Raw genomic sequence first — 21,157 nt, 5'->3', positions numbered from 1 at the left:
GACACCGCAGGAGATCTACTTCGGAAAGGAAGACCTATAGCAGTCTGACCTAAACTAATCTAGGCTAAAAAATGGTCTTGACAATGGGGTCCACCATACAGGGGCTGGGTAATTTAAATCTTGCCCTTTCTTTAGGTGCAAAAGTTTTTGTTAGGTCAGATACGACAACCTACAAGGACTACTCCTCTATGGGCTTTAAAGTATACGACACAAAAAAAATACTACGAGAGTGTCTACCTTCGGATTTTATTTTTTCAGCAAAAACGGCTGTCTCTAATAGAGACTGTGTTTTTAAGAATTTTTCCACCCAAAAAGCTCGAGAACTATGGGAGAAGATCTACTACGAGTGCATGAGGTGATCTGATGAACTACCTAATCACAGGCGGAGCCGGATTTATAGGAAGTAACCTGGTCCACCTGCTGGTGGAACAGGGGCATAACGTAACGGTGCTGGATTTTCTGACCTACGCAGGAAACCTGTATTCTCTGGCGAACCTTGAGGGCAAGGATAACTACTCCTTCATAAGAGGCGATATCGCCGATGGAAATCTGGTATCCCATATCCTCATCGACAGAGGAATCCATGGCATATTTAACCTGGCGGCGGAAAACCATGTGGACCGTTCTATCGGATGAAAGTATGTGATTTACGTTGCAGAACAAGAAGGTATTAGTCATGTCTCTTACGGATCCCTCGAGAGATCCCCGTCCAAGGAGGATCGTTGAACTGTGTGTCTCCATGGGGTTAGCCGTCGATGTCTTGGGCTTGCCCTTTAAGGGTAAAGAGTGCGCATTTCCCAAAATCCAGAGACACCTCAAGCTGTCTCCATTAGGAACAGGTGTACAGAATAAATTATTAAGACGAATTTGGGCTTTATGTGCAGCTGTCTCCCCTGTCGAAACTCTGAGATGTGTTTTTGACTCGTGGAGATTCAACTTTAAGGGCTGGAGTAAAAAGCTTTCGGACGAGAGCTTTGATCTAATTGTCATAGAGGACTTACAGCTTTTACCGTTGGCGTTCCAGATAAAAAACGGTGCGAAACTTATATTTGATGCTAGAGAATATTATCCTAAACAAAATGAGGAGAGTCCGTGGTTTAACTTCGCAGAGAAGCCCAGGCGTATTCAACTTTGTCGAAAATATATGGTTAGGTGCGACACTGTAGTAACTGTTTCAGAAGGTTTGAGAGAGGCATTCAAGAAGGAGTTTGGTATATCTTCTGTTCTTTATAGAAGCACTCCTTCTTACGTGGATATGCCGGTCAGGCTTACGGATAAAGATCACATAAAGATGGTTTACCATGGGGCGGCCAACAGAAATCGTCAGCTTGAAAAGCTGATCGAGATTTTGGTTTTGCTGGACGATCGCTTCTCATTGGATTTTTTCTTGGTGGGAAGCCCTGGATATCAGTCGGAGCTAAAAGAGCTGGCATCCAAAGATTCTAGAATTAGATTTATGAAGCCCGTGGCTTTAGATGAGATAATCCCCATAATAAGTAAATATGACATAGGTTTTTTTTACTACGAGCCTTCTACCTTTAATTTAAAACATTGTCTTCCCAACAAGTTCTTTGAGTATATCCAAGCTAGGATTATGGTGGCTATTGGTCCATCTCCTGATATGGCCGAGCTGGTAAAGAAATACGGTTGTGGAGTAGTTTCGGAGTCTTTTTCGGTTGAATCTATGGCAGAGGCTCTTAACGGTCTTTCCTGTGAGGATATAGATAGGGCTAAGCGATGCTGTGATGTTGCAGCGAAGGAACTTTGTTTTGAAGAAGAGAGCAAGATCATGCGAGGTATAATCCAAAATTTGATTGGCGAGTGATGCTATGCTTTTGATAGTCGATTACGGAGTTGGCAACGTAAACTCCGTGGCAAATATGGTCCGGCACGTCGGGGGAGAATGTGAGATTTCCTCCGATCCAGAAAGTATACTCGACGCCCATAAGCTCATATTGCCTGGTGTTGGGGCCTTCGATGCCGGTATGGGAGCTTTGGAGGAACGGGGGCTAATGAACGTCCTCTCCAAGGCGGTTTTAGATAGAGGGATTCCGGTTCTCGGGATATGTCTTGGGATGCAGCTCATGACCAGGTCCAGCCAGGAGGGATCACTTCCCGGCTTGGGCTGGATCGATGGAGACGTTTGCAAATTTTCCTTTGACGATCCCAAGCTCAAGATTCCTCATATGGGGTGGAACACGGTGAATATCCCGATGGAAAATCCTCTGATAGTGCCGGAGGAGAGACAAAGATTTTACTTTGTCCATTCCTACTACGTAAGCTGCGACAACGATTCCGACGTTATCGCAAGGTGTCGCTATGGACACGACTTTGTGGCCGCCTTCGCCAGAGGCAACATCTTCGGCGTTCAGTTTCATCCGGAAAAAAGCCACCGTTTCGGCATGGCCCTAGTGAGACGGTTTATGGAGTTTCCCAATGCTTAAAACCAGAATAATACCCAGCCTCCTGCTTTCCGACGGCGGGCTGGTAAAGACCTGTCGTTTTTCCGATCCCAAATACGTGGGCGATCCCATCAACGCCATCCGAATCTTCAACGAAAAAGAGGTGGATGAGCTGATGGTCCTGGATATCTCCGCTTCCCCTAAGGGAAAGGGGCCTGATTACGATCTGATAGAGAGGTTTGCCGGTGAGTGCTTTATGCCCCTTTGTTACGGTGGTGGTATCTCCAGTCTTGAACAGGCCCGAAGGCTTTTTTCCTTGGGGGTTGAAAAGGTTTGCTTGCAGACCGCTGTTTTAGGCGATCCCTCTTTGATTGAGGATATAGCCTCTTGTTATGGAAGCCAGAGCGTGGTGGTCTCCGTGGACGTTAAGAAAAATTGGCTTGGAAGAAAGCGCCTCTACTCTGCCTCAACGAAAAAAACGCTGAAAAAGCCCTTCATGGATTATATCTCCTCCGCAGTGGAGGCTGGGGCCGGAGAGGTCCTGCTAAACTCTGTAGACAGGGATGGTACTATGTCCGGTATGGACCTGGAGCTTATAACCCAGGTTTCAAGCTCTCTCTCCGTTCCGTTGATCGCCTCGGGTGGAGTTGGCAGCATAAAAGACATGAGAGACGCCATTGATGCCGGAGCCAGTGCAGTTGCTGCGGGGGCTTTTTTCGTATTCCACGGTCCTCATAGAGCTGTTTTGATAACGTATCCAAAATACGAAGAGCTGGAAAAAGAGTTAGGAGCGATGGATTGAGATGGATAAAAACTACAGAATGTGCTCTAGGTGCGTCATGGACACCACCGCTAGGGATATATCTTTTGACGAGAACGGTGTGTGTAACTACTGCACCGATTTTTTGAGTCGTTCGTCGAAGGTTCTTTTCAAAGATCCTGAGGCTAGGAAAAAAGAGCTTGATGCTTTTGTAGCTAAAGTAAAAAAAGACGGAAAGGGCAAACCGTACGACTGCATTATCGGTGTCTCCGGTGGGGTGGATAGCTCGTGGGTTTTGGTGAAGGCTATAGAGTTAGGGCTAAGACCTCTGGCGGTCCACATGGATAACGGCTGGAACTCTGAGCTGGCCCAGAATAACATATCGAACCTCGTCCAAAAACTTGGGGTGGATTTATACACCCACGTCATAAACTGGGAAGAGTACAAAAGTCTTATGCAGGCTTTTTTCGACGCCGATGTTATCGATGTAGAGTTATTGTACGACAACGCAATGTTGGCCGTTAACTATAGGATGGCCGGTAAATACGGGATAAAGCATATATTGTCCGGCTCAAACCAGGCCACGGAGGGCATGAGGATACCTTACAGTTGGACGTGGTTGAAGTGGGATAAAAAAAACATAAAGGCTATAGCTAAAAAATTTCAGGGTATTTCTTTGAAGACATTTCCCTCTATAGGCACAGTGGAGTTTATCTTGAAGGGCATGGTTGGTGGCATAAAGTGGGAGTCTTTTTTGGACTATACCGAATATAATAAGTTTGCTGCTCTGGAGGTCTTGCAGCGTGATTTTAGCTATAAGCCCTACCCCTACAAGCACTACGAGTCGATATTCACCAGGTTTTATCAGGGGTATATCCTTCCCGAAAAGTTTGGTGTAGACAAAAGGAAGGTCCATTTGGCTACCCTCGTTGTCAGCGGACAGATGTCCAGGGAAGATGCCTTAAAGGGACTGGCGGGCATCGCCTATCCTTCAGAGAGAGAGCTTGAGGAGGATATTGCCTATTTCCTCAAGAAAATGGGATGGTCGAGAGATGAGCTTGATAGCTATCTAGCCAGGCCTGAAAAGCCCCATTCCGCCTATCCATCTGAGAAGGCATTTTACAAATTTTGTGGCAAAGCATATAAGGCAATGCTGAATTCAATGTTCTAGTATGGTGGACCCCATTGTCAAGACCATTTTTTAGCCTAGATTAGTTTAGGTCAGACTGCTATAGGTCTTCCTTTCCGAAGTAGATCTCCTGCGGTGTCCGGTATCCCAGTGAGGAGTGAAGCCTCTCACTGTTATAGAATGTCAGGTATTTCTGTAAGTCTCGAGATAGATCGGCGACCCGCTCATATTCATTCAGGTACAACCACTCGTATTTGAGCGTCCGCCAGAACCGTTCGACGAAAATATTGTCCAGAGCTCGACCACGACCATCCATGCTTATGTTGATGGACCGTTCCTTCAGAGGCTTCAGAAAGGCCTTGCTGGTGAACTGACAGCCTTGGTCGGTATTGAAGATCTCTGGCTTGCCTATCTCCAGAGCTTTCTTCAAAGCCACGATGCAGAATTCAGCGTCAAGAGTATTGGATAGCTCCCAGGAGAGGATATAGCGGCTGTACCAGTCGATGACAGCTACGAGATACATGAACCCACAGGTGAGTCTACAGTACGTGATATCCGTGCTCCAGACCTGATTGGGCTTCCCCTCCTTGAATCCAGACGGTCATTCGCCTGCTCCCGTAGGTTGGGATGTCAGTGTACTGTTTATCTATACATTCCATGATCTCCAGGTTCTCTAAACTCTCTCTCCCAAACGTCGGGGGAGAGTAAAAGCTGGAACGGTTCAAACAGAGAAGATCACATTGTTTGCGAACACTGATCTGAGGATGATTCGGTTCCACACAGGCTCGTTTTTCCTCAAGAGTCAACACCTGATTTTTTTTAAGCCAGTCTAGCTCCATTTTGAGTCGCTGTGGAGACTCCAAAATCACTGGAGAGCTGCACTAGGGTCTTATCGCCCTTCAGCGCTGCCAGGGCTACTTTAGTCTTGAATTCCGGTGAACGTCGTTGTCGTTTGGCTGCCATTATGTCCCCTCTCTTTCTGAGACCTATGATACAGCAGCCTGTTCTTCACCTTAACCTAGCAACTTACTCGGTGGTCCATTTTTCCGGGTCCACTATACTAGAGGGGGTCGTAGGGGTTAGATTTTGGGCGATAAAAAAATTGAAAAAACATATCAGATGAGGAAAGTCCCGCTCAACCGGATTGACGGTAAAGCGGGACTTTTAGCTCTTTTATGTGAAAAGTATTTCTCGAATCGCCTGCTTCAGTTGTCTGGTTTTTTCCTCGTAGCTTATTATAGACGAGGATTTTGCCCTTATCTCCGCTGGCTTTTGCCTGTTATTGGTTGACCAATAGCATATACGGTGTATGTCTATCTGAGGCCTGGAAGGAAGACGAAGTACCCACGGTATGTTTCTGAAGTCCGGGTCGTCGTAGTTTATCACGAAGGGTATCCCCCTCGCGGCGTACTCTCTGGTCTTGAGGGTGCAGGCTTGGCGGAGTCCCTTTCGGTCCAGCGCTAAGGATCCTATCGCTGCGTCGCACCAGTCGAAGAGGTCCGATATCTCGCCCTTGTCCAGGTAGCCGTAGAACGTAACCGAATGAATCGGAGGCAGTTTTTCGGCCATGGAGCGCAATCTGTCCATTTCCTCTCCCTCCCCGGCTATATGAAGCCTAACGGGGCATTCGTGAAACTTCGCCATTGCCGATATCAGCCGGTCCAGGCCGTGCCAGGAGGCCAGAGCGCCGGAAAAAAGGAGGTCGACCCCTTCCTTGTCGGATGGCTTTTCGTAATGCCTGACGGGGTAGTCCTCCACGTCTATGCCGTTGGTTATACACACGGCGCTACTGTGGGGAGCCCTGTTTTTCTCGAAGTCCCTTATCTCGGGTGTTACTCCGATTATGAGGGATACGTTTCGGAGGGTAAGTCTGCCGAAAAGCCAATCCGATACCATGAAGTGGTATTTCTTCAACAGACGAAGCTCGTAGGGTTCCTTGGATTGGTGTTCGGTTATGATTTTTACTCCCATTCGGGATACCATGTAGGTGAAAAGAGCGGAGAAGGGGCACCCCAGCGGGTATCTCAGGTAGAGATAGTCCGGTCTGTGTCTGGCTATCCAGTCGTAGGCGGTTCTGAGGCCATCGACTCTGTAGGAAAGTATGTTCGATCTGGGGATGTCTTTCAGCACGATGTCCTTTCGGTCGGCTATCGTATGGGCCAGGGACATGTCGTGGTTCCCTACGAACAGGCAGGAGAGGTCGAAGTATTGGGACATGTGTTTCACCTGTCCCTTTACTTTTTTTGCCACCCCCATCATGTTGGGCTTTATGTCCTGAAACACGCAGTAGACCATGGAGGCCTTTTTGCGCCCTCTTGTCCCGATGGCTTTCTCCATGGTTTTTTTCATCTCGGCTATCCCTCCCACCGGCACGATCCATCCTCCGTTGTCTTTCAGCAGGTCCCTGGTTCCCCTGGCGTTTGCCCCTATCACCGGCACTCCCAGGGCTATGCTCTCCATTACGCTTCTCGGAAGGCCCTCCCTCTCCGAGGGAAGCACCGTGGCCCTGGATGCCAGTATGTAGGGCCTCACGTCCGAAACGTGCCCCAGAAAGTGGACCCTTTCGGCTATGCCGAGGCTTCTACATAGCTCTTTGCTTTTCTCCATGAGCTTTCCCTTTCCTAAAAAGGCCAGATGGGCTTTGGGGTCCTTTACCATGGCGAAGGCATTTATGAGGTCGGAATGTCTCTTGCCTCTGTTGAACTCGGCTATCATGGTGAAGAGTACGTCCCCGTCGGTCAGGCCCATGTCGTGCCTCGCCTGCCGGATCGCTTCCTTCGGCACGGCATCGGGGTTGTAGTGGGCCCTGTCCAGTCCGACTCCGTCTTTCAGAAAACGCACTCTTTCCCTGGGCAGAAGGTGGGTTATGGCGGCTTGGTAGTCCTCGCCGTTTATCACCTCGAGCTCGTCGGTCCAGCGTGCCGCCAGTTTTTCCAGTCCCAGAAACAGGGCGTTTTTGACCGGGTTTCCTCCCCTGTAGAAGTGGAATCCGTGGGCGGTGTAGACGACCTTGGTCTTTGTGCGTTTTTTAAGGTCTCTAAGGGCGAATCTGGTGACGAAGGAGGCTACGGGGGTGTGGACGTGGACTACGTCGTACCCCTTCCTTGCGACCAGCTTTTTTATCCGGGCGGGATATTCGGTAAAGTTTTTAAGGTCCAGAGGGGTGCGTCCCCAGCCTATGTCGTGGCAGTGGTCGAAGGCGAGGCGGCATTTTTCGCTCTTCGACGCCCCGTTGGCCAGGCAGTCCACCTGCCAGCCGTCCTCTTTTAGCCTCTCGGCGTGGGGCAGCAGGAAGGCCTCCAGGGTTACCGCTACGGTGGTCACTATGAGGATTTTTCTATCTTTCATGACAGGTTCTCCCTTTTTTTGCTTTAGACGTGTCGGTCTTCGTCGGTTTCATATTGTACCAGCCTATCCCCCGGGGAACCACTCCGGGGCCGGATGGTGATATACTGTTTTACAGGCGATCAACCTGCCGACATCGTTGCGGTCGAGGAGGTTTTCTTTCTGTGATGAATTCATATGCTTTTCGAGCTTTCAAGGCTCTGGCTTTTTCCCTGCTCTGCGCGTTTTTTATTCTTTCGACTTCTTTCGTATCCGACGCGGCCGAGGTGTCTCGGTTGGTGATCCAGGTCGACGGGGTGGAGGTCACTCTGTCCGGTGATATAGAGACGGCTTGGAAAGATTTCTTGAAGTCCTGCGACAACCAGTCGAACGACATCGCCTTTCCCAAGGGAGAGGTTTTCGTAGTAGGGGGGACTACTCCCGAGGGCGGTATGGATCCTTCCTCCGGTGGGGGATGTTCCGTCGGAGTTACCCCCGTGAGCGCTCTGTTGCTGTTGCTGGGGGTTTTGCCTTTGATCCGGAGGTAGCTGGTCGTGGTGGTCGGTTTTTAAGATTTGCGATTATTTTGCGGGAGGCCCGGTTTTTACATCGGGCCTCTCGCCTTTTTTGAAGGATGAAGTATAATGAGGATGCTAAGTCGTCTATGCCCCTATATGTAGGGGTATTTTTCGTTTTCGCACTCTAATTATGATGTGTTAAGGATATGGAGGATATGTCATGACCAAAGAGGATAGGCGCTACAGGGACCGTTTCGATCCGTCCGTCGACGTTAATATGTTGGAGAATCCCCTTATTCCGAGGCAGTCGGAGAACGCAGCCTGGCTGCTGGATCAGAGGTATCTCCTGAGCCGCTACGACCGGGCGGAGGGGAAGGTCCGAAAGGAGGCGTCCTTCGAGGAGTTCGCCCGAAGGGTGTCTCGTGTCATAGCCTCGGTGGAGACTCTATACGTAAACGAGGAAGGTCTGAACTGGATCAGGGTTCTAGAGAAGAATCTTTTCTCCGATATATTGAACCGCCGTTTTCTGTTCAACTCCCCCTGCCTTTTCGGTGCCGCCGCCGGTATGACCGTGGATCCGGCCATGTCGGAGCTGATCTACCGGTCGCCCGACGATATGTCCTATTCGGATTACGTGGCGGTGAGAGACGGCAAGACGGAGAGCCAGCAGCTTTTCGCCTGTTTCGTCATCTCCGTGGAGGACAGCATCGAGGGAATTTTCGATTCGGTAAAGGACGCCGCCGTCATAAGCAAGTACGGCGGAGGGGTCGGCGGCAATTTCGGCAATCTGAGGGAGTTCGGCTCGGATATAAAGGGAGGCACCGGCGGCAAGGCCAGCGGTCCGGTTTCCTTCATGGAGACCTGGAACACCATGGGGTCCGTGGTGGTCCAGGGAGGACGGCGCAGGGCCGCTTTGATGGGGATGCTTTACGACGATCATCCCGACGTGGAGCGTTTCATGGACGCCAAGGTGGAGGACGGCAAGCTGCCCTATTTCAACATTTCCGTTTCCGTCTCGGACGAGCTTCTGACCAAGGCAGCCCAGGGAGGGGATTTTAACCTCCGTTCCAGGGCGGACGGTTCCGTCGCCAAGACGGTGAAGGCCGCCGATCTGTGGGATAAGCTGTGTCGAAACGCCTGGCGCAGAGGGGATCCCGGCGTGTTCTTCGGCGACAGGGCCAACGTGGACAACATACTGAAGAAAGACCCCCAATGGCGCATAGAGTCCACCAATCCGTGTGTTACCGGAGATACCTGGGTTATGACCGACGAGGGACCCCAGCAGGCGGTGAATCTGGTCGGAAGGCCGACGACTCTGCTGGTGGACGGCAAGGGGCACGAAACGGAGGGTTTTTTCTCCACAGGCGTAAAGCCCGTTTTCGAGCTGAAGACCAAGGAAGGACATTCCCTAAAACTAACCGTCGATCATAAGGTTAGACGCGTAATCTATAAATCGAGAGATCGCATGGATTTTGAGTGGATTCCGGCATCGGATCTTTCCGAAAGCGATCTTTTGGTTTTAAACAACCATAGAGATTTTATAGGCTGGAATGGCAGATATACAGAGTCGGAAGGATACCTTATGGGGTTGCTTCTTGGAGATGGCACTATAAAAAACGGTAAGGCGGTTCTTTCCGTTTGGATGCCTGAGAAAGCCAGCAACGATGATTCTGTAGGTCAAGATGCCGTGATGAATAAGGCTTTATCTTGTGCTTTGAAATTGAAACATAGAAGTGATTTTGCTGGCTGGACTTCCGTTTCTGGACGTGACGAGTTCCGACTTTCCACTTCTGCAATAAAACAGCTTGCCACGGATTTGGGGATGTCTGTAGGAAATAAAATGATATCTCCTACCCTTGAAGGAGAAACTTCCAGCTCGTTTTATTCTGGTTTTCTTCGTGGTCTTTTTGATTCCGATGGTTCCGTTCAGGGTTCTCAGGAAAAAGGCCTTAGCGTTCGTCTAGCTCAAAGTAACTTACATACATTGCAGTCCGTACAGCGTATGTTGGCTCGTTTAGGTATAGTCAGTAAGATATATAAATACAGAAGGAAGGCCAACTTAAGGTCCATGCCGGATGGCAAGGGAGGAAGTCGTCTCTATCAAATCCAAGATCAACATGAATTAGTGATAAGTAACGATAATCTCAGTCGGTTCCAGGCTCGTGTGGGTTTTGAGGACTCAGATAAAAGTCTAAAACTGGAAAACGCTATAAATAGCTATGATCGAAGACAAAATAGGGAGCGTTTTATCGCTCGGTTCGATTCCCTGGTTGCTTGCGGGGAGGAGGCGGTTTTCGACGTTCAGGTGCCGGGGGTAAACGCCTTCGACGCCAACGGGCTTTACGTCCACAACTGCGGTGAGCAGCCGTTGCCTAATTACACCAGCTGCAACCTGGGATCGGTTAACCTGGAGGCTTTCGTGTCGAGCGAATCCAGCGGAGAGGCGGTCTTCGACATGGATTCCTTCGTGGATCAGGTGTTTCGGTCGGTCTACTATCTCGATCTGGTTATAGACGCCACGTCCTATCCGCTGGAGCGGATCGCCGATCGCACCAAGATGATACGTCCCGTAGGGCTCGGCCTGATGGGGCTTGCCGACGCTGCCATAATGCTGGGGATCTCCTACGGTTCGGAGAGTTTCAACCGGTTCTGCCGCTCTCTGGGAGGGACCATGGCCTCGGCGGCCCTGGCCGCCACGGTCAGGATAGTGTCTGAGGAGGGAAAGGATCCCTTCCCGGAGCATCGGCTGGTGTCGGATCTCATGGAGAGCTTCCGCTGCGAGGCCGGGTTGCCCGATGCTGTGGATCGTTGGCTGGAGCGTATGGACGAGGGCGGTTTCAGGGAGCTGCTGGAGCGTATGAGGCGGACCGACACGGTTCCCTATACTCTGGTTAACACCCTGGAGGTCCTTTTGAGCGCCGCCTCGGTTCACAAAGGCGACGGGATGGGGCTGGTCCGAGAGGTGCTGGAGGCCCTTTTCTCCGGCAGGATGAGAAACAGCCGTCGTCTCAGCGTGGCTCCGACCGGGTCCATATCGATGTTGCTGGACGCCAGCCCCGGCATAGAGCCCAATTTCGCCTGGAGTTGGAGCAGAAAGGTGATGTCCGCCACCGGGGACGGAGGCTACGAGACGAGGGAGTATTTCCACCGTCTGATGACGGCGGAGCATAAAGACGAGTTCCGCCGCACCGGCGGGATCTCCGACCCCCGTTTCGTCACCGCCTACGACATAGGCACCGATTCCCACGTGGAGGTTACCGGGATCTTCGCCGCCGTGGTGGACAGCGGCATCAGCAAGACGGTGAACCTGCCTTCGGAGGCGACGGTGGACGACGTCAGGCAGGTCTACGAGGACTGTTACCGCATGGGATGCAAGGGTATCACCATATATCGCGACGGTTCCCGGTCGGATCAGCCCATAGAGGCCAAGAAGTCCGACGAGCCGGAAAAGCGTCCCCTCAGCTCCAAGGTGAAGGAGCGTCCGGGCAGTATCGTTTTCGGCAAGACGATAAAGGACGTGACCCCCTGGGGCAGCATGTACGTGACCATAAACTACGATAGCGACGATCCCTTCGAGGTTTTCGCGTCTCTGGGCAAGAGCGGTTCGGAGATGAAGAGCATGACCGAGGCCCTGTCCCGGGTGATCTCCATAGGTCTTCGCAGCGGCGGCAGGCTGGAGGATTTCATCTCCACTTTGAGGGGCATTTCCGGCAAAGAGTACTGGCTTTTCGAGTGCGACGACGACAGGGTCGTCCGTTCGATCCCGGACGGTATAGCCATCCTCATGGAGAAGCTTTCCGGACTGGGCGGCGAGACGTTGAAGGATGTTCCCAAGTGTCCCGAGTGCGGCTCTCCCATGGAGATGGTAGGCGGCTGCGAGTACTGCTTCAGCTGCGGCTACTCGCCCTGTAAATAGAGAACGGAAAGAGGAAAATCAGAGGCCCCGGCTTTGCCGGGGCCTCTGTCTCTTCGTTAAGCGGTACAGGTAGACTGTTGTTTTCTGTAGGCGTCGCTGTTCTTGAACGCTATCTCCGCCTCTACTTGAGCGAGTTGTTTTTCTATGCTTTTGCGCTGGTTCTCGTCTCCTTGTGCGTTTTGAAGCTGTTTTTGAAGCTGGGCCCTCTGTTGCTTTAGTTTCTTTATCTCCGCGTCGACGCTGTCCGTGTTCGTAGTGGAGGACGATGATTTTTCGGAGGAGGGGGCGTCTACGGTAACCTTTGAGTTGCCGTTTTCGTCTTTTTCCATCCTATAGACGCCGGAAGCCCGTTCCTGATCGCCATCGCTTGGGATATATTCATCTTGGTTTTCGGCCGATGCGACGCTTTCCTCCGGTTCCGTTTTCGCCGTGCCGTCGACCGTCCCCTCTGCCTCTTCGTTTCGAGCCTTTTTTACTTGCTCCGAGTATGGGTTTTGCTGCTCGACGGTGCTTCCTATCGATCCTATCGACATATAAAGCCTCCTCGCTTATCGATTATAAAATCCATTTTACGCCTTTTTCAGCTTAGATCCAAGGTCGAGAACATGGGGAAATACGGTGGATACGGTACGTTGGATTACGATATTCGCTAGGGATCGGTACGTAAGATCCCCCATTCCTCGAACCAGCGATTCTGGATTTCTCCGCCTCTCTTCAGGTCTTTGGAGGACATCCTTTGGGTCAGTTCCTCCAGGGCTTCTTCCGCGTCGGAGACGTATCTGTCGTTGGCCAGGTCCATGTAGGCCCAGGCCATGGCGAGGTCCTTCTCGACGGCGGCTCCCTCCATGTACAGCGATCCGAGGACGAACCAGCCGAACTCGTTGCCCTGGTCCGACGCCCTCCTTGCCCAGCCCTCGGCGGCGGCGTGATCCTCCTCGACCCCGTAGCCGTAGAAATACATGTAGGCCAGCAGGCCCTGAGCGGACGGTTCGTCGTCCTCGGCTGCGTCGGTGGCCAGAGCCAGGGCCGTCTCTAGGTCCTCCTCGACTGCGACTCCGTCGTAGTACATCCAGGCCATGATAGCCTTCCCCAGGGAGTTCCCGTCTTTTACCGCCTTTTCGGCCAGTTGAAGGGCCTTCGCGTCGTTTTCGTCGACTCCCTCGCCGAAATAGTAGAGCATGGCCAGCATGGCGGTTCCGTCCGAGTCGCCTTTGTCCGAGGCTTTTTGGGCCCATTTGAAGGCTTCGTCTTCGTCTCTCGGAACCCCGAAAACCTCCCCGTCGTAGAGGATTCTGGAGAGCATGGAGAAGATCTCCCCGTCCGAGTCGGAGCCGGAGGATTCCCTAAGCAGCGATATCCCTCTGGCCGGGTCTCTGTAGCTCTCCTCGAATATCAGTATCACCCCGAGAAGAGCCTTTGCGTCCGGGCTTCCTCCTCGGACGGCTTTCTCCAGCCATTCGACAGCCTGCCCCGTGTCCTGGGGGACGTCTTCTCCGTCGTAGTAGATGGCTCCCAGGGCGGCCTGGGCGTCGGAATCGCCCGATCGGGCCAGTTCCCTGAGGCTGGACAGCTCCGACTGGGAGAATCGGTCGCTATCCGAAGGGTTTATCCGGGGCGACGATACCTGAGGCAGCGATATCTGGGGCAGCGACGCCCGAGGCATGGCGGGAGAGTTTCGAGAGAACCTCGGGCTTATTCCGCTTTTCTGGAGAAAGGGAACGATCCTCTCTGTGGGGATGGAGGCGTTGACGAAGGCTCCTTCGTCCTCCTCGGTGTATCCCCAGGTGTTTATGCCCACGACCTCTCCTCTGACGTTGACCAGAGGACCGCCGCTGTTTCCTCCCGCTATGGCGGCGGAGTGGATGACCGTTCTCTCTCCGTTTTTCTCTACCAGGGCGCTGACCGTTCCCTCGGTGTAGACCATGGGAGGGGCTTTTTTAAGAGATCCCTCCAGTATGTCGTCGAAGCTCTGATCGAACTGGGTCACCAGAACGGGAAAACCCCAGGCGCTGACTCTGTCCATGCGGTTTATCCTGTTGGTGAAGGTCACCGGTGTCAGTTTAGGCGAGGGGGCGAACTTGAGCAGTGCGAAGTCGTTTCCTCCTGTGTCGCCTCTGTATTCCCTTTTGAAAAGCCTGGCCTCGACAGGTCTCTGGAAGGAGCTCATTACCAGGATGTCGCCGGCGGATTCCACGACGTGGGCGTTGGTCAGGGCGACTCCGTCGGCCACCACGAAGGCCGTGCCCATGCTGTAGGAGTCGTCGTCTTCCACCAAAACGTAGAGGATGCTGGATTCCAGCATGTCCGATACGGCCCTCTGCCTTTCCTCCATCAGGGCCAGGATGTCGATCTCGGCGGCGTGAAGGGGCCCTCCGAGGACCGTAAAACAGCATAGCAGACATAAAGTGAAACGAAAGTAACTCTTAGACAGGAGCTTCTCGACCCGAACCATAGTATCCCGGCCTTCCCTTCGATATTTCTCAAATACTAACACACTAAACCGCCGATTTTTACGAAGTAATATGTTTATGGGACTCTTATGTCAGGGGTCACGGGAAGGCGGTTAAAGGAGAAAACCGTGTAGGGTATATGCCCTATTTAACGATGAGTTTTTTAGGTGTATTATTTAGAAGCCTTTTTGAACTTACAACAATACATCGAATGGAGCTTATGTATATACAAAAACTATCTTACAATGCGAAATATTAGTAGATCAAAATATAGTGGAGGTGCGATATGAGCAGGTTTCTAAGAGTTGTGTTGATTGTGGTTACGGTGCTGATATGCGGTATCCTCATAGCCGATATGGCTATGGACGTCATGGTTCAGAACGAGACGTCCCTTGCGGCGGAAAGCCAGGAGCTTCAGGGGATCCAGGGCGCGGACGAGACCAACATGGTCGTTCAGAAGACCAAGATGAAGAAGTCCGGAGCTGCCGGGAAGAAGGCCGCTAGAAGCATGGATAAGATCCACAAGGATAAACTTGCTCAATACACCGTTATAAACGGGGCTCTCCAGACCCAGAAGGATCTCTACGGGGCTCACAGGGAGGGGCTGGACTCTCAGGTCGCCTCTCTATCGGCCAAGCTCAAAAAGGAGATTCCCCAGGCTAAAGGAGCTCTGAAGAAGTTGAGGGCCCTTACCGACGAGGAGGTCGCTCTCATAAAAAGCACCACAAAGGACGCTCAGGCCATAAAGGGTTCGGAGGCCTGTTACGCATCCTGGAGGAGTGCCGTGGACTCCCTTAAGGATCAGCCTCTTACGGCCAACGAGTTGAAGGCCAGAAACGAGGGGATCCGCAAGAATTCCGATGTCGCCATAGAAAACGCTCATTCTCAGGCCAAGTCAATAAAGTCCGAGGATCTGGCGAAGGAGGACAAGGCGTTGCTTAAAAAGAACGTCGTCGGTGGAGCTAAAAACGTATTTTCCGGAATGGAATCCATCATGGGCAACATGCAGTCGGTCATGCAGGGGCTGATCGGCCAGATGCAAAAGGGCGGAATGCCCAATATGGATGCCAGTTCCCTCCAGGGTCTCCAGGGGATTTTCGAGGGTATCGGTAAACAGATGCAGGGATTCATGAAGGGCTTCGGACCCTTTGCTCAGACGGTCGGCGGTCTGGTTGGAGAGAAGGTTTCCGTTCCCTCTCTGTCCATTCCCGATTTCGGAGGCATGATCGGCGGAATGAGCGGCGGTGGCGGCGGCATTACCCTTCCCATAGGTGGAATCAAGATAAAGTCTCCGTTTTAGGGTAGAGTCATGGGACGGAATTATCTCGCTTTAAGCTGGATTAACCGGCTCATGTCGATGGTCTTGGTGGCCGGTCTCCTTATGGGGACCGCCGCCATGGCCTCCTCCGGGGGCGACCTGAAGAAAAAGGGAATCTCCCTCTATCAGAAACAGGAATTCGCCAAGGCGGCCCAGATCTTCGGCTCGGCGTCCAAAGCCTACGAAAAGGGCAAGGACATGGCCAACGCCGCCGATTGCTCATATAACCGTGGGCTCTGTCTCGGAAAGGTAGATGGCGTGGATCTTCTGGATCAGGCCAAGGCTTACGAGAGGGCCGGAGTCCTCTACGGGAAGGCAGGACGGGGCGATAAGCAGCTTAACGCCTTTATAGCGGGGGCACAGGTCTATCTGAGGAAGGGAGATCTGGCGAAGGCCGAGGCAATCTACGCCGATGCCGAGCCTCTGGCTGAAAAGCTTAAAAAAACTTTGTTCCAGGGGTTGGCCCTGGAGGGGTTGGGTAAGGTCGCCATGACCAGGGGCCAGATCGGCCGGGCAACGGAGCTTTTTCAAAAGGCCGTTCCTCTGGTTAAGGGCAGCGTTTCCGCCTCGGTAAGGGTGGGGCTCCAGATCGCCGCCTGTATCCAGAAAAACGGCGATTTCAAGGGTGCTATGGCGATATGCGATGAGGCCATAGTCAAAGCTGCGCCGTTGAAAAAAGACAAGAAAACCGAGGCTCTCGGAAGGATTCTGCTTTTCAGCTCTTATTCCCAGAGGGCAAACGCCCTGAACCAGCTGGGGTGTTATGAGGAGAGCCAGAAAACCTACTCCCGGGCTCTCGAGGAGGTCGAGAAACTGTCCAGCTTCGACGACAGACAGAGGCTAATGGTCGATGCCAACGTCGTAGTGGCTCAGGGAGAGTTGGGTAACGTTCGTTTTGCCGCCGAGACGCTGAAATCGGTGGAGCAGAGGGCCGTGGAGAACGGCTGGGCGACCCTGGAGTTTATGGCTCTTCAGGCTAGAGGCCGGTTGCTTCGAGTCGACGGAGATTACCGTGGTGCCTACGATTGTTACTTTAGAAGCAGAAACCTGGCGAAGGAGAAGGGCCTAAAAAACGGCTATCTCCAGGCCGTTACGAACATAGCCGATCTCTACTACGCCATGGGTATGTGGGACGAAAGCAAGGATTCCTACAGAGAGGCGATCATAGGTTCCCTGGAGCAAGGGGACATGGAGATCTTCCTCATAGCGTCCCTGGGGTTCAACAGGGTCGCCAGAGGCGAGGACCTGGGGCTTTCCGGGAAGGTGGATTATAGATCTCTGGTCGGGGTTCCCTGGCAGGGGCTTACCATGCCGGAAGGGCGGTTGAAAAAGGATCGTTTCTTTTCCCCCTATTGGAAGGCACTGGATAAAAATTCGGAGCTTTGGTTCAGGCCTTCGTCGATACTGAGATCGGACAGGACGGTGGAGGCTGTCTCTCGAATGCTGGGTTGGAACCGTACCGGTGGAATTGCCCGCTTTGCCGTGGCCGATGGGGTGTTCCGTCTTGCCGAGAGTCGGCTGTCCGTTTTGGAGAAGCTTGAACAAGGCATCAGGGGCCTCAAGGGCGAAGGCTGCAAGGTCCCGGTCCAGTTTTGGATCGCTCTCAGAAGAGGGGCTGGCGAGAGGCTTCTCTCGGGAGCGGTCGGTCCTATGGTTATCCGGACCGAGGGGCTGATGCTTGAGGGCGACGAGCCTGAATCCAAGTATGAAAACGAGAGCTCAAAAGAGCTGGCGGGATCTTTGGAGGTGGTCGCCCATATACCGTCCTATCTCGGAATGGACAAAAAGGCCGAGGCATCTTTGGTCAAGGATCTGTCCGAAGGGCGTTCGATGCCTTCCTCTGTGAGGTCGGGGCTGGCGTCGTATCACGGAGCCAGGGCCAAAAAGCAGTCGGAAAAGCCCGAGGTAAAAAAAGGGATGGACGAGGCCGTTCTCGATCTGGTCCGATCTATAACGGGAAAGAAGATCAGCTCTTCCGATCTGGGAACCGATACGGGGAGTCTGTCTTCATTTATGATCTGCCAGATAAAGGGAGCGGAGTTGATGGTGGATCAGGTGGCCCGATGGAACGATATCGCGACGAGGGCCGCCCTTCTCAAAGAGCTTGGAGTCCGGATCGGGCCTGTGTCGTCGATGGAGGAGTTTCTTGAAAAGTTTCCTCCTGCTCTAGATAAGGGAAGGAAACGCCTCGACTCTCTGAAGGACGATTTGGAAAAGCTGGCCTCCCTGGGAAGTTTTCTGGCCCGGATGGAGATCCGTAGAGAGAGGAAGCTATGCCGGGAGACACTGAAAGCGCATGGTGGCCTGTCTTTCGATAACCGTCAGGCTATGGATCTGCTCATCCGTAAAATGGGTCTCTCCCTGGGAGATCCATCGGGGGCCGCGACGGCTTTGGACAACCTGAAGGAAGAATATGGCTTTGTAGCGAGGACCGCCACAGGGACGATTCCCAACCCCGATCTGGCCTGGCGTTCGACGGTCCTCTCCGCCAAGGCCCGGTTCGAAAAGGGCGACAGAGCCGGTGGTCTGTCTCTTTTGAGGGATGCCATTTCGGTTATAGAGAGCATCTCCCCTGCGGAGGGGACCGAGTCCAGAGCTACCGCCGACAGGCTCGAGGCTTATACCTTGACGATAGATAGTTCCTATCGGCGATGGCAGGAGACTAAGAGCGATGAGGATATGGAGGAGGTCTGGAGGGCCCTCGAATCCATGAAGAGCCGTCAGTGGAGGGAGCTTCTTTCCACCACGGGAATGGGCTTCCTGAACAGGCTGTCTCCCGAGGAGAGGGACGTATATAGAGATCTCAAGGGAGAGGTGACTACCCTCGAGGGAGGCATCAAGCTGGCCTATTCGAAGGGCGATCTTGGCACCATGGTCGATTATGCCTCCGCACTTCAGTCGAAACGTAAGGAGCTCGACGAGTTCATGTCCGGCCATACGGTCGTGGGGTCCGTGGAGGTGCCAACGACGGGGCAGATCCAGGATCTGGTGCCTTCGGATTGGGCTGTGGCCGACTACTATATCTCGCCGGAGATATCCTTTGCCTTCGTGATCCGCAAGGGGCGGCCCGTGGCGTTGGTCCCCCTGGAGTTGGACTATAGTCTGTTCTTTGCCTACGTGACTACGATGAGAAGGGATAAGGCCGAGGAGTTCAGCCTGATGCGAACCAACGACTCTCAGAGAATTTTCGGCCTCAACGGCAGGGATCTCGAGAGATGGCTGTTAGCTCCCCTGAGGGCTCATCTGGGCAAGGTCAAGAATATTTTGGTTATCCCTCACGACGTGCTTTTCCTCTATCCCTACGAGACCATGGTGGCGAAGGATGGATCGGAAAATAGATATCTGCTGGATCTGGGCTGGAATTTTGCCGAGATTCCCAGCGCGTCTCTGATAGTTCATGGAAGCTACGGAGAGAGGTCTTGTTCCGATTCAGCCGCGGTGGTGGCCAATCCAAAATATCTCTACTTCGGAGGGGCGAGGAAAGAGGAAAAGATAAAGCTTAAAGAGGTCCTTTCAGATGCCGAGAGTCCTATAGATGCGGCTGTAAGGCTGAGGGCCGGTCCCTGTATGACTCCCCTGGATGGAACCCAAGAAGAGGCTAACCATTTAAGTTCGATCTGGAAGGAGGCCGGTCGCGATGTGGCTTGCCTGGTGGGCGAGAACGCCTCGGAGTTCGCCATGGCCTCTGCCGATATAGGTTCTTACGGCTACGTCCACTTTGCCTGTCACGGATACGACAGACACAGCATTCCCTTCCTTCAGCCCGGTCTCGCCCTGTCCCCTGCGTCTGACAGGGAAAACGACTCCTTCGCCCAGATGGGCGAGCTGGCCGCTATTAACTGGAGGTCGCGGCTGGTGGTGCTATCCGCCTGCGATACGGGGTTGGGAGATCTTTACGTCGGCGACGGCATGATAGGGCTGAACAGCGTGTTTCTGTCCGGTGGAGTACAGGGCGTCGTGGTGTCTCGGTGGCTCGTTCCCGATGCTGTCGCCCCAGTCATCATGAGAGGCATGTATTCTGCCATATCGAAGGGAGTCTCCCCGGCGGAGGCCCTGAATGGATCCAAGCGCCAGGTTCTCGAAGGAGGGGAGCAGCCCACCGGGTGGGCGGTCCTCAAATACGTGGGGATTCCCTGGGAGATAGAGTCGAAATGAGGGGGCTCGTCAAACGCTCCCTGACCATGGCGGTTCTCATCTCCCTCTGTCTGGGGAGCCGTTCTTTCGGAGAGGTAGACCATCTGAGAGAGAGGGCTCTGAACCTTTACAGAGTTATGGACTACAGAGGAGCTCTGACCCTTTTTTTGAGGGTGGCCGAAGCGAATCCCGAAGAGGGGGCTGTGTGGGATTATGCCGGTTGGTGTCATAGGTACCAGGGAGATTGGGAAAAGGCCCTGGCCTGTTTCGATCGGGCCCTTCCTCTGCTTCCGGGAGAGGCCGGCGCCTGGGTGGCGGTTGGAATGGGGGAGACCTATCTCGGGGCGGCGGATTACGATAAAGCCCGTAGTTCCTTCTCCGAGGCCATAAACAGGGCTCCCGAAGACGAGGAGCTTTTACTCCGTTCTCTTCGAGGAATCGTGTGGTCCTGTGCCTTTTCCGGAGACGATCGAGGGTTCGAAAAGGCTCTTAACGCCATCTCTGAGCTGAACGGCGATATGGCTCGGGCCGTAAGGAACGATCTTTCTACGGTTCTGGAACGGGTAAAAAAGGAGAAAAAGACGGTGCGGGAGCAGGAATCCAAGCCTAAGCCCGTCAAGAAGGCTCCGCCGAAGAAAGCTTCGGTTGAAAGCGCTCCCGATCCGGCGGATCGGGCCAAGTCGTCCTTTCCGGATCGGCTGGCGTGCGATTTTTCCCCCGGCAGTCCGATAGCCAAGGAGTTGGCGGAGCTCTCCAAAAGAGGGGGAAGATCCAAGCGGTCCGACGGCTTCGACGCGAAAGGTCTTATCTATTACGGGATAACCCCTCCCGACGATTGGTCCGGCGATGGATGGATTCCTAGAAAACCTGCCGTTTCGGTCGTCGTGGACGAGTTCGAGGACAAGGTGCTGAGGGTCTCCGTGACGGGGATCTACGGCGTTCGGGAAGATCCCGTATCCACTGGTATGACCTTGTTCGACGAGGCGATGGAAGGGATAAAGCCTTTTTACGGCGATCCCGCTTATATAAAAAAAGAGGGAGTTTCGATGGAGGCCCTCTGGCACGTCTCCCATGGCAGAATGGGTCGACTGGGAGTCGAGGTCATGTTGGACGGAAGCGTGAAGGTTCAGTTGGCGGTAACCGATAGGGTCATTTTCGGTCGTTTTCTTATACATAGCCAAAAAAACAATTAATAAAACTGTTGCG

At 53.0% G+C, this 21,157-nt stretch carries 13 protein-coding genes and 1 pseudogene; 10 read left to right on the top strand and 4 right to left on the bottom strand.

Annotated features, from left to right (window positions below; translation table 11 throughout):
* The first annotated feature begins 363 nt into the window (after positions 1–363).
* Genes L2W58_RS11505 through L2W58_RS11485 form a run of 5 tightly spaced genes read left to right on the top strand, consistent with a single transcriptional unit; the run spans position 364 to position 4,333 of the window.
* Entirely contained in the window at positions 364–636 is a 273-nt protein-coding gene (locus L2W58_RS11505; protein WP_274705054.1) for a GDP-mannose 4,6-dehydratase, read from the top strand.
* Positions 637–676: 40 nt separating this feature from the next.
* The gene (locus tag L2W58_RS11500; RefSeq protein ID WP_236103544.1) at positions 677–1,825 is read left to right on the top strand and encodes a glycosyltransferase; all 1,149 of its coding nucleotides are present in this window, start codon (positions 677–679) and stop codon (positions 1,823–1,825) included.
* Positions 1,826–1,829: 4 nt separating this feature from the next.
* Positions 1,830–2,444: an imidazole glycerol phosphate synthase subunit HisH gene (hisH, locus tag L2W58_RS11495; protein WP_236103542.1), complete on the top strand. Its 615-nt coding sequence runs from the start codon at positions 1,830–1,832 to the stop codon at positions 2,442–2,444.
* Positions 2,437–3,204 carry an AglZ/HisF2 family acetamidino modification protein gene (locus L2W58_RS11490; protein WP_236103540.1) on the top strand — a complete coding sequence of 256 codons (768 nt, stop codon included), beginning with the start codon at positions 2,437–2,439 and terminating at the stop codon, positions 3,202–3,204. The genes hisH and L2W58_RS11490 overlap by 8 nt, the downstream gene beginning before the upstream one ends.
* Before the next feature lies 1 nt (position 3,205).
* A complete protein-coding gene (locus L2W58_RS11485) occupies positions 3,206–4,333 on the top strand; it encodes an N-acetyl sugar amidotransferase (RefSeq protein ID WP_338033089.1) in 1,128 nt (375 codons plus the stop codon).
* 58 nt (positions 4,334–4,391) lie between these two features.
* Here the strand turns inward: L2W58_RS11485 and L2W58_RS11480 are convergent.
* Both L2W58_RS11480 and L2W58_RS11475 read right to left on the bottom strand, forming a co-directional pair.
* Positions 4,392–5,257, bottom strand: a pseudogene (locus L2W58_RS11480) (IS3 family transposase).
* Between the two features lie 207 nt (positions 5,258–5,464).
* Positions 5,465–7,639 (bottom strand): glycosyltransferase, encoded by a 2,175-nt coding sequence (locus tag L2W58_RS11475; protein ID WP_236103536.1) that lies wholly within the window; start codon positions 7,637–7,639, stop codon positions 5,465–5,467.
* Between the two features lie 164 nt (positions 7,640–7,803).
* Here L2W58_RS11475 and L2W58_RS11470 point away from each other — a divergent pair, with 164 nt between their 5' ends.
* Both L2W58_RS11470 and L2W58_RS11465 read left to right on the top strand, forming a co-directional pair.
* A complete protein-coding gene (locus L2W58_RS11470) occupies positions 7,804–8,163 on the top strand; it encodes a hypothetical protein (protein ID WP_236103527.1) in 360 nt (119 codons plus the stop codon).
* A 190-nt stretch (positions 8,164–8,353) separates the two neighbouring features.
* A complete protein-coding gene (locus L2W58_RS11465; protein WP_236103525.1) occupies positions 8,354–12,049 on the top strand; it encodes an LAGLIDADG family homing endonuclease in 3,696 nt (1,231 codons plus the stop codon).
* Between the two features lie 56 nt (positions 12,050–12,105).
* Here L2W58_RS11465 and L2W58_RS11460 read toward each other — a convergent pair whose 3' ends face one another.
* The gene (locus L2W58_RS11460; protein ID WP_236103524.1) at positions 12,106–12,582 is read right to left on the bottom strand and encodes a hypothetical protein; all 477 of its coding nucleotides are present in this window, start codon (positions 12,580–12,582) and stop codon (positions 12,106–12,108) included.
* 116 nt (positions 12,583–12,698) lie between these two features.
* A complete protein-coding gene (locus L2W58_RS11455; protein ID WP_236103522.1) occupies positions 12,699–14,501 on the bottom strand; it encodes a trypsin-like peptidase domain-containing protein in 1,803 nt (600 codons plus the stop codon).
* A 284-nt stretch (positions 14,502–14,785) separates the two neighbouring features.
* Between L2W58_RS11455 and L2W58_RS11450 the strand changes: the two genes are divergently transcribed.
* Genes L2W58_RS11450 through L2W58_RS11440 form a run of 3 tightly spaced genes read left to right on the top strand, consistent with a single transcriptional unit; the run spans position 14,786 to position 21,144 of the window.
* The gene (locus L2W58_RS11450; RefSeq protein WP_236103520.1) at positions 14,786–15,799 is read left to right on the top strand and encodes a hypothetical protein; all 1,014 of its coding nucleotides are present in this window, start codon (positions 14,786–14,788) and stop codon (positions 15,797–15,799) included.
* Positions 15,800–15,850: 51 nt separating this feature from the next.
* Entirely contained in the window at positions 15,851–19,972 is a 4,122-nt protein-coding gene (locus L2W58_RS11445) for a CHAT domain-containing tetratricopeptide repeat protein (protein WP_236103518.1), read from the top strand.
* The gene (locus tag L2W58_RS11440) at positions 19,969–21,144 is read left to right on the top strand and encodes a tetratricopeptide repeat protein (RefSeq protein ID WP_236103516.1); all 1,176 of its coding nucleotides are present in this window, start codon (positions 19,969–19,971) and stop codon (positions 21,142–21,144) included. Before L2W58_RS11445 ends, L2W58_RS11440 begins: the two co-directional genes overlap by 4 nt.
* The last annotated feature ends 13 nt before the right edge of the window (positions 21,145–21,157 follow it).

Origin of the sequence: Dethiosulfovibrio faecalis (assembly GCF_021568795.1) — a bacterium.
Classification (GTDB): domain Bacteria; phylum Synergistota; class Synergistia; order Synergistales; family Dethiosulfovibrionaceae; genus Dethiosulfovibrio; species Dethiosulfovibrio faecalis.
Note: the sequence above shows the minus strand (reverse complement) of the source record. Positions and strands in the feature narration are given on the sequence as shown.

Bases quoted from the DNA above. Each gene is read 5' to 3' on its own strand.
- L2W58_RS11450 (WP_236103520.1), top strand. From the start codon at position 14,786: ATGAGCAGGTTTCTAAGAGTTGTGTTGATTGTGGTTACGGTGCTGATA.
- L2W58_RS11445 (WP_236103518.1), top strand. From the start codon at position 15,851: ATGTCGATGGTCTTGGTGGCCGGTCTCCTTATGGGGACCGCCGCCATG.
- L2W58_RS11455 (WP_236103522.1), bottom strand. From the start codon at position 14,501: ATGGTTCGGGTCGAGAAGCTCCTGTCTAAGAGTTACTTTCGTTTCACT.
- L2W58_RS11460 (WP_236103524.1), bottom strand. From the start codon at position 12,582: ATGTCGATAGGATCGATAGGAAGCACCGTCGAGCAGCAAAACCCATAC.
- hisH (WP_236103542.1), top strand. From the start codon at position 1,830: ATGCTTTTGATAGTCGATTACGGAGTTGGCAACGTAAACTCCGTGGCA.
- L2W58_RS11440 (WP_236103516.1), top strand. From the start codon at position 19,969: ATGAGGGGGCTCGTCAAACGCTCCCTGACCATGGCGGTTCTCATCTCC.
- L2W58_RS11475 (WP_236103536.1), bottom strand. From the start codon at position 7,639: ATGAAAGATAGAAAAATCCTCATAGTGACCACCGTAGCGGTAACCCTG.
- L2W58_RS11465 (WP_236103525.1), top strand. From the start codon at position 8,354: ATGACCAAAGAGGATAGGCGCTACAGGGACCGTTTCGATCCGTCCGTC.
- L2W58_RS11485 (WP_338033089.1), top strand. From the start codon at position 3,206: ATGGATAAAAACTACAGAATGTGCTCTAGGTGCGTCATGGACACCACC.
- L2W58_RS11505 (WP_274705054.1), top strand. From the start codon at position 364: ATGAACTACCTAATCACAGGCGGAGCCGGATTTATAGGAAGTAACCTG.
- L2W58_RS11490 (WP_236103540.1), top strand. From the start codon at position 2,437: ATGCTTAAAACCAGAATAATACCCAGCCTCCTGCTTTCCGACGGCGGG.
- L2W58_RS11500 (WP_236103544.1), top strand. From the start codon at position 677: ATGTCTCTTACGGATCCCTCGAGAGATCCCCGTCCAAGGAGGATCGTT.
- L2W58_RS11470 (WP_236103527.1), top strand. From the start codon at position 7,804: ATGAATTCATATGCTTTTCGAGCTTTCAAGGCTCTGGCTTTTTCCCTG.